The sequence below is a fragment of the Peribacillus frigoritolerans genome (assembly GCF_004358755.1).
Taxonomy (GTDB): domain Bacteria; phylum Bacillota; class Bacilli; order Bacillales; family Bacillaceae; genus Bacillus_P.
In genome coordinates this window covers 1-14,187 of the sequence record NZ_SMZY01000008.1, presented here as the reverse complement: position 1 = coordinate 14,187, position 14,187 = coordinate 1, and the positions used below count along the sequence as shown (strand labels likewise).

The window sequence follows — 14,187 nt, the reverse complement described above, 5'->3', positions numbered from 1 at the left end:
ACTTACCCTCTTTTCCATCTCGTGCCTTGAGGCGTATCTTCTAAAATAATATTCATGCCTTTCAGCTGATCCCGGATTTCATCTGACAGCTGAAAGTTCCGGTCAATTCTAGCCTGAATGCGCTTTTCAATCAATTCTTCAATTTCTGCATCCAATAGTTCTTTTTTTCCGAACTGCAGGCCAAGCACAGCGCCAAGCTCATCAAATGCAGCTGTGAATGCAGCAATTACTTCTTTAGAAGTGTTCTTTTCCTGCAAATAATAGTTGGCTTGCTTTGACAATTCAAACATGACTGAAATGGCATTGGCTGTGTTGAAATCGTCATCCATTGCTTCCACAAAAACCGTGCGCTGTTCAGAGATAATGTTCAGCCACTTCTCATTGTCATCGGTTAAGTCCGTGCTGCTTTGTACGCGGTGCAGCAGATTTGCATAGGATGTACGAAGACGGTCTAATGCATTTTTCGTGCTCTCAAGCAAATCAACGGAATAGTTAATTGGATGACGATAGTGAACAGACAGCATGAACAATCTTAGAACCTGGGCATCGTGTTCTTTCAGGATGTCATGAACTAATACAAAGTTGCCTAGAGACTTCGACATTTTTTCGTTGTTAATATTAATATACCCATTATGCAGCCAGTAGTTAGCAAACGGTTTTTCTGTCAGTGCTTCCGATTGGGCGATTTCATTCTCATGGTGAGGGAATGTTAAGTCCTGTCCTCCAGCATGGATATCAATTGTATCCCCGAAGTGATCATGGACCATAGCGGAACACTCAATATGCCAGCCCGGTCTTCCTTCTCCCCACGGACTTCCCCAAGAAATCTCGCCCTCTTTTGCCGCTTTCCATAGCGCAAAATCAAGTGAATCCTGCTTCTTCTCTCCAGCATCGATTCTTGCGCCTACTCTAAGTTCATCGATGGATTGATGAGAGAGTTTTCCGTAATCTTTAAAAGCTCTTGTTCTATAATACACATCCCCGTCTGCTTCATAAGCAAATCCTTTTTCGATCAAAGCCTGAATAAAGTCAATAATAATATCCATGCTTTCTGTCACTCGCGGATGTGCTGTTGCACGGTCGCAGCCAAGAGCAGTGACGTCTTCAAAATAGGCTTCAATAAAGCGGTCCGCAATGGTTGGAACATCTTCTCCGAGCTCATTTGCTGCCTTTATCAGCTTATCGTCTACATCTGTAAAGTTTGATACATACGTGACATCATATCCTCTGTACTCCAAGTATTTACGGACTGTATCATAGACGATGGCAGGACGGGCATTCCCTATATGGATATAGTTATAAACGGTCGGCCCGCACACATACATTCTGACCTTGCCTTCTTCAAGCGGCTTAAACGTTTCTTTTTGTCTGGTTAGCGTATTGTATAACTTGATGGTCATCTTGACTCTTCCCTTCTTTCAATTGTGCAAGCTCTTGTCTCAAATGCAGCATTTCTGCTTCCAGCTCTTTGAACCTGTCTGCGACTGGATCAGGAAGATTGCAGTGATCAAGATCATTTTTGATTCTCTTTCCATTTTGTATCACGACCTTGCCCGGTATTCCTACCACAGTGGAATGATCAGGCACATCACGGAGCACAACCGAACCCGCACCTATTTTAGAATAAGCGCCGACTGTAATGGATCCCAGCACTTTCGCACCTGTAGCAATCAATGCATGATCCAGAATGGTCGGATGCCTCTTTCCTTTTTCTTTCCCGGTTCCGCCTAAAGTTACCCCTTGGAAGACTGTTACGTTATTTCCAATTTCACATGTTTCACCAATCACAACACCCATTCCGTGGTCTATAAAGAAACGGCGGCCGATTTTTGCACCTGGATGAATCTCGATTCCTGTAAAAAAGCGGCTCACTTGAGAAATGACTCTGGCAATGAAGAACAAATTCCGTCTAAAGAACGCATGTGCCAGACGGTGAGCCCAAATTGCATGAAGCCCGGAATAAGTAAGAATAACTTCTAAATAAGACCTTGCAGCTGGATCCTGTTCGAAAACAACTTCGATATCTTCCTTCAGCATTTTGAACATTCTATTCCCCCCAAACATTCCCCTTGATATTTAAATAAAAAAGCGCCTCTGCCTAATAGACAGAGACGCTTTAAATGCGCGGTTCCACTCTGTTTAAACAAGCAAAGAAATTGCCTGTTTCAACTTTAGGCTCCTGTAACGGTGAGCAATCCGCTTTTATTTAATGCGTCAGACTGGCTGATGGTTCAATAAAAGGCTCAAAGGTGCATTTCGAGAGTTTTTTCGCATAAACCTCTTTCAGCCGGGGAGGTTCTCTCTAATATGGAAACGGACTCTCTACTTCTCCTTATCAACGCGTTTAAATGTATTAATCATACTATATTACATTTTTAGAAAAAAGTTAACTGTTCGCGCTTTTTAATCGGGTTAAAATTGTTTCTTTTCCAAGCAGCTCAATTGCCTGAGGAAGATCCGGCCCGTGAGTTTGTCCTGTAGTGGCAACACGGATTGGCATAAAGAGATTTTTGCCTTTATGTCCGGTCGACTTTTGAACAGCTTTTGTAGCTGCTTTAATTTGATCAGCCGTAAAGGACTCAAGTTTCTCGATTTCCAGAGCAAATGCTGTAAGAACCTCTGGAACCTGTTCCTCTTCAAGAACATTACGCGCCTCGCGGTTATAAGTAATTTCTTCTTTAAAGAAAAGCTCAGTCAGTTCAACGATCTCAGCACCATAACTCATTTTGTCCTGATGAAGGCCGATTAATTTCCGCGCCCAGTCGATTTCTTCAGCTGAAGCAGTTTCTGATACTTTTCCGGCTTTAATCAGATGAGGAAGGGAAAGCTCAACCAGCTGATCTAATTCGAGCTGTTTGACATATTGATTGTTCAGCCACATTAGCTTCTGTGTATCAAAAACAGCCGGTGATTTCGATAATCGATTCGGATCGAATATTTCAATGAACTGCTCTTTGCTGAATATTTCTTCCTCGCCGCCCGGAGACCATCCAAGCATGCCGATAAAGTTAAAGAGCGCCTGCGGCAAATAGCCCAGTTCTTTATATTGTTCAATAAATTGAATAATTGATTCATCGCGCTTGCTTAATTTTTTACGGTTTTCATTAACGATTAATGTCATATGGCCAAAAATAGGCGCTTCCCATCCCAATGCATTGAAGATCATAATTTGCTTAGGTGTATTGGAAATGTGATCTTCCCCGCGTAGGACATGAGTCATTTTCATTAAATAATCATCTACCGCTACAGCGAAGTTATAAGTTGGTGTTCCGTCTTTTTTTACGATGACATAATCGCCGATTCCATCTGTTTCAAATGAGATTTCATCTTTCACGATATCACGAAATGTGATGACCTCTCCCTTTGGAACACGGAAGCGAATGCTAGGTTTTCTTCCTTCATCCTCAAGCTTTTGCTGCTCTTCAGATGTTAAATTCGCGCATTTTCCAGAGTATTGAGGAGTCTCGCCGCGGGCACTTTGCTCTTCCCGCTCCTGCTCAAGCTCTTCTTCTGTACAATAGCATTTATACGCTTTTCCGCCAGTAAGAAGTTCATCGTAATATTTTTTATAAAGATCATTGCGCTCTGATTGTCTGTATGGACCGTACTCACCGTCTGTATCAATGCTTTCATCCCAGTCGATGCCGAGCCATTTCAAATATGTAAGCTGGCTTTCTTCGCCGCCTTCAATATTTCTCTTTTTATCCGTGTCTTCAATTCGGATAATAAATTTGCCGCCTGTGTTGCGTGCATATAAATAATTAAAAAGGGCTGTTCGGGCATTCCCGATATGTAAATGTCCAGTCGGACTTGGAGCGTATCGCACTCTTACTTCATTTGTCATTGTTATACCTCCGATAATCTTTAGCATCTGTTTCATTTTATCACTAAAATCACTCTGTTCAAAAGATTGTCCGTGATTATTTTTTCTGAATGAGAACCGTTGCCTGCGATGCTATTCCTTCGCCTCTGCCTGTAAATCCAAGCTGTTCGGTCGTCGTTGCTTTTACATTCACCTGGCTGATGTCCGCTTCAAGCAATTCAGCAATTCTTCCTCTCATTTGATCAATATATGGAGCCATTTTTGGCTTTTGAGCAATAATCGTGCAATCAATATTACTTAACGAATATCCCTTTTCTTTAACAAGCTGCCAGACATGCTGCAGCAGCTTTGCAGAGTCTGCATCTTTAAATTCAGGATCCGTATCCGGAAAATGCTTGCCGATATCACCGGCAGCAATAGCACCCAGACATGCATCAGCAACTGTATGAAGCAATACATCTGCATCTGAATGCCCAAGCAGTCCTTTTTCATACGGAATCTCGATTCCTCCGAGGATGAGCGGACGGCCTTCTACGAGCTGATGTACATCAAATCCCTGTCCAATTCTAAGCATTATGTTTCCCCTCTTTCACTTTCTAAGATGGCTTTTGCAATCATCAGGTCATCTGGTGTCGTGAGTTTAATGTTTGTATAAACGCCCTCGACTACATGAACTTTGCTTCCGCTTCTTTCTATTAAACTTGCGTCATCGGTTCCCAGGAAACCAGACTGCGACGCTTCCTCGTGGGCAGCGAGTATATCTGAAAGACGAAAAGCTTGTGGGGTCTGCACGGCCCACAAGCTAGAACGTTCAACTGTTTCAATCACTTCGCTGTTTTTCACACGTTTTATTGTGTCTTTCACAGGGACTGCAACCGTTGCAGCTCCATCTTCACTTGCTGCTTTCACTAGTTTTGTAATCATGTTTTTCTTAATGAATGGCCGAGCCCCGTCATGAACAAGAACGATCTCAGAAGACGCAGCTTTTAGTCCATTATACACGCTGTGCTGCCTCTCGCTGCCCCCGCTGATCAATCCTTTAATCTTATGAATTCCGTAACGGTCAGCCATTTTGGTGAAAATATCTTTTTCATTCGGATTGACAACTAAGAGAATGCCCGTACATTCAGGATCTTGTTCAAAAACATTCATTGTATGAACAATGACAGGCATCCCGTCAAGTTCAATGAATTGCTTGTTCTTGCCCGCATTCATCCGCTTTCCTTGTCCTGCAGCAGGAATGACTACCTCATACTTCATGCGCTTTCTCCCCTACAACGCTTTTTCCAGCAGCTTGGGTTTAGCAAAAATCATTCTTCCGGCAGATGTCTGCAGCACACTCGTCACAATAACATCAATGTGCTTGCCTATATAATCTCTTCCATCTTCAACAACAATCATTGTGCCGTCATCTAAATAGGCGACGCCCTGATTATGTTCTTTTCCATCTTTAATGACTTGTACTCTCATTTCTTCCCCAGGCAATACAACCGGCTTTACAGCGTTTGCTAAGTCATTGATATTTAATACAGCCACACCCTGCAGCTCACATACTTTATTCAAGTTAAAATCGTTTGTTACCACGACGCCGGACGTAAGCTTGGCGAGTTTCACAAGCTTGCTGTCAACCTCTTGGATTTCATCAAAGTCGCCTTCATAGATCTCTACCTTAATGGAGAGCTCCTTTTGAATGCGGTTCAGAATATCAAGTCCGCGTCTCCCGCGATTTCGTTTTAATGCATCAGATGAATCAGCAATGTGCTGAAGCTCTTCAAGGACAAATTGAGGAATGACAATCGTGCCTTCTAAAAATCCAGTCTGGCAGATATCAGCAATTCTGCCGTCGATAATCACGCTTGTGTCCAAAATTTTAAGCTTTTTGTCTTCTGTTTCTGCGTCTTCCTCACCAGCGCCTTTTTTCTTTCCGATTTTGCCTGAAATAGAGAAAAGACTGATCAGCTCATCTTTACGCTTGAAACCGACCTGAAAACCAAGGTATCCAAGCAGCAATGTAAGAAAGATCGGAATAATCGTACTGAACACTTGATATTGGATGTCTTTAAACGGAATAACATTTACGATAAGAAAGGCAATTATAAGTCCGACAATCAATCCTAAACTACCAAATAGAACATCCGTTACAGGTGCCTTTACCAGTGATTCTTCTAAAAGTTTGACCCAGTTAACCACATAATCGACAAGCCAGAATGTTGCTATATAGAATAATATTGCTCCTAAAATGGCCAATGCATATGGTGAATTAATAAAAGGTATGTCTTGTAGATTTAACAATCTCATTAGCTCCGGCATAAAGAAAATGCCTAAAGTCCCTCCGAGAAACAGGAAAAAGATCTGCACAATACGCTTTAACATACCTCCACCTCCTTTATATCTATTATAATCACTTTAATTCAATTAAAACGCCAAAGATATGAATTTCTAAAGCTGTAAACAGATTGAAATGTTAGAACAGATTATACCTTTCCCCCTAAAAAAGAAAAACAAGAATAATATAACCTAAATCCGCGGGATTAAAACGTTTAAACAAAAAGTTTCATAAAAAGTTCGCTATATTTGACGATCAATCAGCAGCTGTTCCTGCAGCCTCCGCAGACCTTCTTTAATTTTCTTCGCCCGAACCTCGCCAATTCCATCAACCTCATCCAACTGTTCTACGGATGCACGCGTAATAAGTTTCAGATTCGTGAATTTGTTCACCAAATTTTCAATTATGACAGGCGGAAGACGCGGAATCTTCTTCAGTACTCTGTAGCCGCGCGGCATCACTAAATCCTCAAGATTTGTAAAATGTGCTGAGTACCCAAGCAGTCTCAGCAGGACCATGTCATCTAAGAGCTCCGTATTTGTCAGGACCTGAAACTGATCGAGCACATATTTAGGATCAAGCGTTTTATCAAATGAGTAGTCTTTAATGACAAGCGCCGCTTCCTCTTCAATATCTGACAGCAATTCGTTCAGCTGCAGGCGGATCAGGTGCCCTTCTGTTCCAAGTTCGTTAATGTAATTCAAGATTTCATTCTTTATGCGGAGCACCATTTCAATGCGGTGAATGACCTGCAGCAATTCATCAAACGTTACAAGCTCTTCAAATTCAAGCGCTCCAAGATTTATGATTGACTGATCAAGAACCGTGCGGTATTTCTCAAGCGTCTGAATCGCCTGATTCGCTTTTGTTAAAATTACACCGATGTCTCTCAGCGCATAGCGAAGCTCCCCGTAATAAAGGGTAATAACATTTCTTCTCTGTGAAATGGCGATTACCAGATTGCCTGTCTGCTTCGCTACTCTTTCTGCTGTCCGATGCCGCATGCCTGTTTCAATGGATCCGATAAAAGCATTTGGAACAAGCTGTGCATTTGCATATAATATTTTATTGCCTGAATCGCTGAGAATAATCGCGCCGTCCATTTTAGCAAGTTCATAAAGGTGAGCCGGGGAAAAAGCAGAGTTTATGTAAAAACCTCCATCTACTAGCTCTTTTACTTTGTCGCTGAAACCAACCACAATCAGACCGCCGGTTTTCGCCCGCAATACGTTTTCAATTCCAGCTCTGAGAGGTGTCCCGGGAGCAATAAATTGCAAGATTTCCTTCATGCTTTTCTCATGTGTCTTTTTCTCTTTATCAATCATTGTCCTACCCCCCTAATGTAGTCTGCAGGGCCTCTGAGACGTTCTTAACTCCCACAACCTCAATGTCACTTGGCACCGTCCATCCGCCAATATTGGCCTCTGGAACGATTGCACGCTTAAATCCAAGCTTGGCCGCCTCCATGACGCGCTGTTCAATTCTTGAAACGCGCCTGACTTCGCCGGTTAAGCCTACTTCTCCAATAATAATATCTGTCGCTTTTGACGGTACGTCCTTAAAGCTTGATGCTATGCTGACTGCTATTGCCAAATCAATAGCAGGTTCATCTAATTTCACTCCGCCTGCCACTTTTAAATAGGCATCCTGATTTTGAAGAAGCAAGCCTACTCGTTTCTCAAGGACAGCCATTAACAGCGGGACACGGTTATGGTCAATCCCGGTTGCCATTCTCCGCGGATTTCCGAAGCTGGTAGGCGAGATTAACGCCTGAATTTCCACCAGAACCGGCCTTGTTCCTTCCATGGATGCAACAACCGTAGAGCCTGCTGCCCCTTTTGACCGCTCTTCAAGGAAAATCTCGGAAGGGTTCAGGACCTCCTCAAGACCGCTTTCTTTCATTTCAAAAATGCCCATTTCGTTTGTTGAACCAAAACGGTTTTTTACAGCTCTTAAAATCCTGTACGTATGATGGCGTTCTCCTTCAAAATAAAGCACAGTATCCACCATGTGCTCAAGAATTCTTGGACCCGCAATGGATCCTTCCTTCGTGACATGTCCCACAATAAAGATCGCAATGCCTTTTGTTTTCGCGATCCTCATCAGTTCAGCGGTACATTCCCTAACTTGTGAAACACTTCCCGGTGCTGATGTAATATCACTTTGAAAAACAGTTTGGATGGAATCTACAATTACAAAGGCAGGATTCGTTTCATCAATTGCCTTTGTAATAAATTCAAGATCTGTTTCAGCAAAAACAAAGAGTTTATCAGACTTCACTCCAAGTCTGTCGGCCCTCATTTTCGTTTGCTTGACCGATTCTTCGCCTGAAATATATAAGACATCGTTCCCATTATCGGCTAATTGAGAAGAAACTTGAAGCAGCAGTGTTGATTTTCCAATTCCGGGATCTCCGCCTATTAATACTAGGGAACCCCTTACAATTCCGCTTCCAAGGACACGGTTAAATTCCTGCAGGTTTGTTTTAATGCGCGGTTCTTGAGTTGTTTCAATGTTTGTAATCGATGAAGGTTTATTGGCGGTTTGACCTGGAGCTGAGTGCGCAAAGGCAACTCTTCTATTTGCAGTTCCTGTTTTGACAATTTCCTCTGTCATCGTGTTCCATGCGCCGCAGCCTGGACATTTGCCCATCCATTTGGCAGATTCATATCCGCACGTCAGACACATGAATTTCGATTTCGTTTTAGCCATTATTTCGGTCCTTCCTTACTAGATTACCTATTTTAAAGAGAAATGGTTATTTTTGATGTGCTTTTTTTAGAAACGAAATCGAGGCATACGTAAAAAGTGTATGCCTCATGATTGTTTCGCCTCAGATGATTATTTTATTTTCTCTGCTTCTGCCTCAGAGCCTTTCACGATAAATTCCCCGTCCGTTACATCAAGAACGACTTTTTGCCCTTTCTCGATTGTGCCTCTCAGCAGCTCTTCTGACAAACGGTCTTCTACATGCTTTTGAATGGCTCTTCTTAGAGGACGTGCTCCGTACTCAGGATCAAATCCTTCATCCGCAATTTTATCCTGTGCGGCATCCGTGAGCTCAAGCACTAGATCCTGCTCTGCAAGACGCTTCATCAGCTGATCTGCCATCAGCGTCACAATTTCTTTAATGTGTTTCTTCTCCAGAGAGTGGAACACAATGATTTCGTCAATACGGTTTAAGAATTCAGGTCTGAATGCTTTTTTCAGCTCATTCATTACTTTGCCCTTCATATCCTTATAATCCTGCGCTTCGTCCTGAACATTGAAGCCAACGTATTTATTGCGTTTAAGCTCGCTTGCTCCGACGTTTGAAGTCATGATTAGAATCGTATTTCTGAAATCAACTGTTCTTCCTTTAGAATCCGTTAATCGTCCATCCTCTAAAACTTGAAGAAGAATGTTGAAGACATCCGGATGAGCTTTTTCGATTTCATCTAGAAGTACAACTGAGTAAGGCTTTCTGCGCACCTTCTCTGTCAGCTGTCCGCCTTCTTCATAGCCTACATATCCAGGAGGTGACCCGACAAGTCTTGATGTTGAATGCTTCTCCATATATTCAGACATATCAATGCGGATCATCGCATCTTCGTCACCAAAAATAGATTCTGCCAGTGCCCGTGCAAGCTCTGTCTTACCAACACCTGTTGGTCCCAAGAAAACGAAAGACCCGATTGGACGCTTTGGATCCTTTAGGCCTGCTCTTGCACGGCGTACAGCTTTCGCAACTGCAACAACAGCTTCATCCTGACCAATGACGCGGTTATGAAGAATTTGCTCCATGTTGAGAAGTTTATCCGTTTCTTTTTGAGCAAGTCTTGATACAGGAATTCCAGTCCAGCTTGCCACAACCATAGCAATATCTTCAACTGTAACCTCGGAATTTTCCTGTCCTTGTTTTTCTTTCCATGTTTTCTTCGTTTCTTCAAGCTGTTCACGAAGACGCTGCTCTGTATCGCGCAATGAAGCGGCCTTTTCAAACTCCTGGCTTTGAACAGATGCATCCTTTTCTTTCCGCACTTCTTCAAGCTTCATTTCAAGCTCTTTTAAGTTTGGCGGAGTCGTGAATGAACGAAGGCGCACTTTTGAACCTGCCTCATCAATCAAATCGATTGCTTTATCCGGTAGGAACCGGTCTGAAATGTAGCGGTCTGAAAGTTTGACTGCAGCATCAATCGCTTCATCTGTAATTGATACTCTGTGATGAGCCTCATAGCGGTCGCGAAGACCTTTTAAGATCAGGATGCTTTCATCAGCTGTCGGCTCATCAACCTGGATTGGCTGAAAGCGTCGTTCAAGCGCAGCATCTTTTTCAATATATTTGCGGTATTCATCAAGAGTTGTTGCACCAATACACTGCAATTCACCTCTTGCAAGTGATGGCTTAAGAATATTGGAAGCATCGATTGCACCCTCTGCGCCTCCTGCTCCAATTAACGTATGCAATTCATCAATGAATAAAATAATATTGCCTGCCTGGCGAATTTCGTCCATTACTTTCTTAAGACGGTCTTCAAACTCACCGCGGTATTTTGTTCCTGCTACAACTGTTCCCATATCAAGGGTCATCACTCGTTTATCACGGAGGATTTCAGGAACTTCATTATTAACGATCTGCTGAGCCAATCCTTCTGCGATCGCCGTTTTACCGACGCCTGGCTCACCGATTAAGACAGGATTGTTTTTCGTTCTTCGGCTTAGCACTTCAATGACCCGTTGAATCTCTTTGCTTCTGCCGATAACAGGATCTAAGCTGCCTTCACGTGCAATGGCCGTCAAGTCGCGTGCAAGACTGTCAAGGGTAGGAGTATTGGCGTTATTCATTGAGCCGCCCTGATGTCCGGATCCTGATTCATTGCTGCCCAGAAGCTGAAGAACCTGCTGGCGCGCTTTATTTAAACTTACTCCAAGATTGTTAAGAACTCTTGCCGCTACGCCTTCACCTTCACGGATAAGCCCTAAAAGGATATGCTCTGTTCCAACGTAAGAATGACCAAGCTTTCTCGCTTCATCCATCGAAAGCTCGATGACTTTTTTCGCCCGCGGAGTATAGTGGATCGTTTGAGAAATTTCCTGTCCTCTTCCGATTAGACTCTCAACTTCTTTTTGAATTTTATCTGAACCAAGGCCAAGTGCAGTAAGAGCCTTGGCAGCAATCCCTTCGCCTTCACGTACAAGACCGAGAAGAATATGCTCAGTGCCGATATTATTATGGCCCAGTCGAACCGCTTCCTCTTGTGCTAATGCAAGAACTTTTTGAGCGCGCTCAGTAAATCTTCCAAACATCATACTTCATCATCCTCCATCCTTCTGACCATTTCTAGGTTTAATCTTTCTCTAATTAAGGAAGCTCTTCTTATATCCCGTTCATCCGGTCTTAGTGCTCCGCCGGCATATTGCTGCAGAAAACCAGGCTGAGTTAAAATCATTAACTCGTTTAATATGTTTCTGGAAATGTCTTCAATAATATTTAAATCTATTCCCAGCCTGACATCTGATAAACATTTGGCGGCTTCTTTTGACTCGATTATACGGCTGTATGTCAGAGTGCCGAGAGATCTGAACACACGGTCTTCAAGCGGTATCTGCGACGTTTTATATAAAGCTTCGCGTGCAGAACGCTCCTTGTCAATCAGCTGATGGACAACGCTCAGCAAATCCTCTACTATATCGTCTTCAGACTTCCCCAGTGTAATCTGATTTGAAATCTGAAAGATGTTACCTAATGCTTCGCTGCCTTCCCCGTAAATTCCTCTAACAACCAGACCTAATTGATTAATTGCCGGAATAATCCGGTTCATCTGCTGTGTCAGGACAAGTGCAGGCAAGTGCATCATAACTGATGCTCTAAGACCAGTTCCGACATTTGTCGGACAGCTTGTTAAGTATCCTCTCTGCTCATCAAAGGCATAATCTACAGCATGTTCCATCCAATCATCCAGCTCGCTTGCTGATTTTAAAGCTTCTTTCAGCTGAAGTCCCGGATATAAACATTGAATTCGAATGTGATCTTCTTCATTCAGCATGATGCTGACCTCTTCATTCTCAGATAACAAACATCCTCCAAAAGAAGAATCTTCCGCTAAATTCGGACTGATCAAATGTTTTTCAACTAAAACCCTTTTTTGAATGGGCTGCAGATCATCCATCCTGAGCATTTCAAGCTTGCCGATCTCATTTACGTTTTCATCTGAAAATGTTTCTTCAAAAAGGTCTAAAATCTCCAGTGATTCTTCATTGGAGGCAATCGTTGTAAACTTATATTTCTCAATATTTCTTGCAAGCCTGACCCTGCTGCTGAGAACAATGTCAGAATCAGGTCCTTCCTTGCTCATCCAGGCGCTCATTGCCTGATTGATAAATTGCTGAAGTGACATATCAGGATTCTCCTCCTCTAGAACTTTTTAATTTCAGTTCAAGCGAACGGATTTCATCTCGAGTCTCAGCAGCTTTTTCAAATTCTTCTTGCTGGATCAAATCTTTAAGATTCTGTTTTAATAACTCTATTCGTTTGCGGATGTGAATGCTACCGCCAATTCGTTCCGGAATTTTACCCGCATGAACAGTGTTGCCGCTATGGACCCTTCTTAAAATAGGATTAATCTGATCATGAAAAGTCAGGTAGCACTCAGAACAGCCAAAACGGCCGACTTTTGTAAACTGCTGATAGGTCATCTGACATCTGCTGCACTGCAAAACTTCATTTTTCTTAAAAACATCCTGCTTTGATTTTGAAATGGAAGGTTCCATATTTAACAAACCAGCCAATAAGTTATTAATTGAAAAACCAGTACTGTTATCAATAAACATCGAACTGTTATCCTGAGCACATTGATCACAAATGTGAATCTCTGTCTTTTCGCCGTTTACTACTTTTGTAAAATGAAACGTTGCCGGCCTTTCATTGCATTCCTGGCAAATCAAGTCTGTTCACCTGCTTTCATCGGTATTTCAAGGAAGTCAGCATAGCTTTTATCATCCTTGCCCTTAACTCGTCTCTATATGGCAAATCAATATATAAGACGGATCGGTCAATTACACTCATCATAATTTTCGCCTCGCGTCTAGATATCACATCTTCATTAACTAGCCTTAAAATAAGATCTTCAGCAGAGGTTTGCGAAATCCGTCTATCGATAATTCCCAATATCTGATCAATTAGATGGGCAGCATCATTAGATTTCACCTTAATGATTCGAATATAACCTCCCCCGCCCCTCTTACTTTCTACTATATACCCTCTTTCAATAGTAAAACGCGTATTAATCACATAATTTATTTGTGAGGGCACACATTGAAACTTATCTGCAATCTCGCTTCTTTTGATCTCAACAATTTCTTTACCGCTCGTTGTGAGCACCTGCTTCAAATACTGTTCAATGACATCCGAGATATTCCGCACTCCGCCTCCCCCTAACTTGACTTTGACTATATTTGACTTTAACACTAATATAAAACGAACTTCACTTTTTTTCAACTTATAACCACTCATTTATCTATTTCCATTATTAACGGCACTGAAACGTTTTTAAACAGGAATAACCATTTTATTTACACGGAGACTAAAAGGTTTTATATTTAGAAGTAAAAAGTTGGAAGGTAAGATATATATACGTTTAAAAAAATGTTTCATGAAAGGGAATATCTTTTTAGCAATAAAAAATGACATTGCCAAGGGGAGGCAGAAAGTGGGCCGTTTCGATATTATTCAGGTCGGGATGTGAATAGGATTTGGCTTCCTCACATTCGTTTGATGCCTGTATAGTTAGAAGGTGATTCTTGAGAGTAAAACTGGTCAGCTTGTTATAGCACCTACTGGAGAGTAAAACGCAGCTTACAGAGGGGATGTGTGTGCGGCTCACTAACATATGCAATCCATACAAAAGAAGAACAGCATCTCTGCTGTTCTTCTTTTATGCGTGCCTGGCAACGTCCTACTCTCACAGGGGGAAACCCCCAACTACCATCGGCGCTAAAGAGCTTAACTTCCGTGTTCGGCATGGGAACGGGTGTGACCTCTTTGCCATCGTCACCAGAC

Annotated in this window: 12 protein-coding genes, 1 rRNA gene and 1 other annotated feature; all 13 genes read right to left on the bottom strand. The window is 42.3% G+C overall.

Going from position 1 to position 14,187, the window contains the following annotated elements:
* Positions 1-2: 2 nt before the first annotated feature.
* The 13 genes from cysS to rrf all read right to left on the bottom strand — a co-directional run bounded on the left by cysS (position 3) and on the right by rrf (position 14,186).
* A complete protein-coding gene (gene cysS / locus E2R53_RS21745; protein ID WP_133313788.1) occupies positions 3-1,400 on the bottom strand; it encodes a cysteine--tRNA ligase in 1,398 nt (465 codons plus the stop codon).
* Positions 1,351-2,046 carry a serine O-acetyltransferase gene (gene cysE, locus E2R53_RS21740; RefSeq protein WP_133313787.1) on the bottom strand — a complete coding sequence of 232 codons (696 nt, stop codon included), beginning with the start codon at positions 2,044-2,046 and terminating at the stop codon, positions 1,351-1,353. Before cysE ends, cysS begins: the two co-directional genes overlap by 50 nt.
* A gap of 58 nt (positions 2,047-2,104) precedes the next feature.
* Positions 2,105-2,348, bottom strand: a binding site (T-box leader).
* A gap of 38 nt (positions 2,349-2,386) precedes the next feature.
* Positions 2,387-3,844: a glutamate--tRNA ligase gene (gltX, locus tag E2R53_RS21735; RefSeq protein ID WP_133313786.1), complete on the bottom strand. Its 1,458-nt coding sequence runs from the start codon at positions 3,842-3,844 to the stop codon at positions 2,387-2,389.
* A gap of 76 nt (positions 3,845-3,920) precedes the next feature.
* Positions 3,921-4,397: a 2-C-methyl-D-erythritol 2,4-cyclodiphosphate synthase gene (gene ispF / locus E2R53_RS21730; RefSeq protein WP_133313785.1), complete on the bottom strand. Its 477-nt coding sequence runs from the start codon at positions 4,395-4,397 to the stop codon at positions 3,921-3,923.
* A complete protein-coding gene (gene ispD / locus E2R53_RS21725; RefSeq protein WP_133313784.1) occupies positions 4,397-5,083 on the bottom strand; it encodes a 2-C-methyl-D-erythritol 4-phosphate cytidylyltransferase in 687 nt (228 codons plus the stop codon). The genes ispF and ispD overlap by 1 nt, the downstream gene beginning before the upstream one ends.
* Positions 5,084-5,095: 12 nt before the next feature.
* Entirely contained in the window at positions 5,096-6,196 is a 1,101-nt protein-coding gene (locus tag E2R53_RS21720; protein WP_133313783.1) for a PIN/TRAM domain-containing protein, read from the bottom strand.
* Positions 6,197-6,391: 195 nt separating this feature from the next.
* Positions 6,392-7,474, bottom strand: a complete 1,083-nt coding sequence (disA, locus tag E2R53_RS21715; protein WP_286166375.1) for a DNA integrity scanning diadenylate cyclase DisA — start codon at positions 7,472-7,474, stop codon at positions 6,392-6,394.
* A 4-nt stretch (positions 7,475-7,478) separates the two neighbouring features.
* Positions 7,479-8,861: a DNA repair protein RadA gene (radA, locus tag E2R53_RS21710; protein WP_133313782.1), complete on the bottom strand. Its 1,383-nt coding sequence runs from the start codon at positions 8,859-8,861 to the stop codon at positions 7,479-7,481.
* Positions 8,862-8,990: 129 nt separating this feature from the next.
* Positions 8,991-11,438 carry an ATP-dependent protease ATP-binding subunit ClpC gene (gene clpC / locus E2R53_RS21705; protein ID WP_133313781.1) on the bottom strand — a complete coding sequence of 816 codons (2,448 nt, stop codon included), beginning with the start codon at positions 11,436-11,438 and terminating at the stop codon, positions 8,991-8,993.
* Complete coding sequence (locus E2R53_RS21700; protein ID WP_133313780.1) at positions 11,435-12,526, bottom strand: protein arginine kinase; 1,092 nt, start codon at positions 12,524-12,526, stop codon at positions 11,435-11,437. Before E2R53_RS21700 ends, clpC begins: the two co-directional genes overlap by 4 nt.
* Position 12,527: 1 nt before the next feature.
* On the bottom strand, positions 12,528-13,073 hold the full coding sequence (locus E2R53_RS21695; protein WP_133313779.1) for a UvrB/UvrC motif-containing protein: 546 nt from the start codon (positions 13,071-13,073) through the stop codon (positions 12,528-12,530).
* Between the two features lie 16 nt (positions 13,074-13,089).
* Positions 13,090-13,551 carry a CtsR family transcriptional regulator gene (locus E2R53_RS21690; protein WP_133313778.1) on the bottom strand — a complete coding sequence of 154 codons (462 nt, stop codon included), beginning with the start codon at positions 13,549-13,551 and terminating at the stop codon, positions 13,090-13,092.
* A 519-nt stretch (positions 13,552-14,070) separates the two neighbouring features.
* A 5S ribosomal RNA gene (gene rrf / locus E2R53_RS21685) occupies positions 14,071-14,186 on the bottom strand.
* Between the last annotated feature and the right edge of the window lies 1 nt (position 14,187).

What these genes read in the sequence shown, in the direction of transcription:
- clpC (WP_133313781.1), bottom strand. Translation starts at nt 11,438, where the DNA reads ATGATGTTTGGAAGATTTACTGAGCGCGCTCAAAAAGTTCTTGCATTA.
- cysE (WP_133313787.1), bottom strand. Translation starts at nt 2,046, where the DNA reads ATGTTCAAAATGCTGAAGGAAGATATCGAAGTTGTTTTCGAACAGGAT.
- ispF (WP_133313785.1), bottom strand. Translation starts at nt 4,397, where the DNA reads ATGCTTAGAATTGGACAGGGATTTGATGTACATCAGCTCGTAGAAGGC.
- ispD (WP_133313784.1), bottom strand. Translation starts at nt 5,083, where the DNA reads ATGAAGTATGAGGTAGTCATTCCTGCTGCAGGACAAGGAAAGCGGATG.
- gltX (WP_133313786.1), bottom strand. Translation starts at nt 3,844, where the DNA reads ATGACAAATGAAGTAAGAGTGCGATACGCTCCAAGTCCGACTGGACAT.
- E2R53_RS21700 (WP_133313780.1), bottom strand. Translation starts at nt 12,526, where the DNA reads ATGTCACTTCAGCAATTTATCAATCAGGCAATGAGCGCCTGGATGAGC.
- cysS (WP_133313788.1), bottom strand. Translation starts at nt 1,400, where the DNA reads ATGACCATCAAGTTATACAATACGCTAACCAGACAAAAAGAAACGTTT.
- E2R53_RS21720 (WP_133313783.1), bottom strand. Translation starts at nt 6,196, where the DNA reads ATGTTAAAGCGTATTGTGCAGATCTTTTTCCTGTTTCTCGGAGGGACT.
- disA (WP_286166375.1), bottom strand. Translation starts at nt 7,474, where the DNA reads ATGATTGATAAAGAGAAAAAGACACATGAGAAAAGCATGAAGGAAATC.
- radA (WP_133313782.1), bottom strand. Translation starts at nt 8,861, where the DNA reads ATGGCTAAAACGAAATCGAAATTCATGTGTCTGACGTGCGGATATGAA.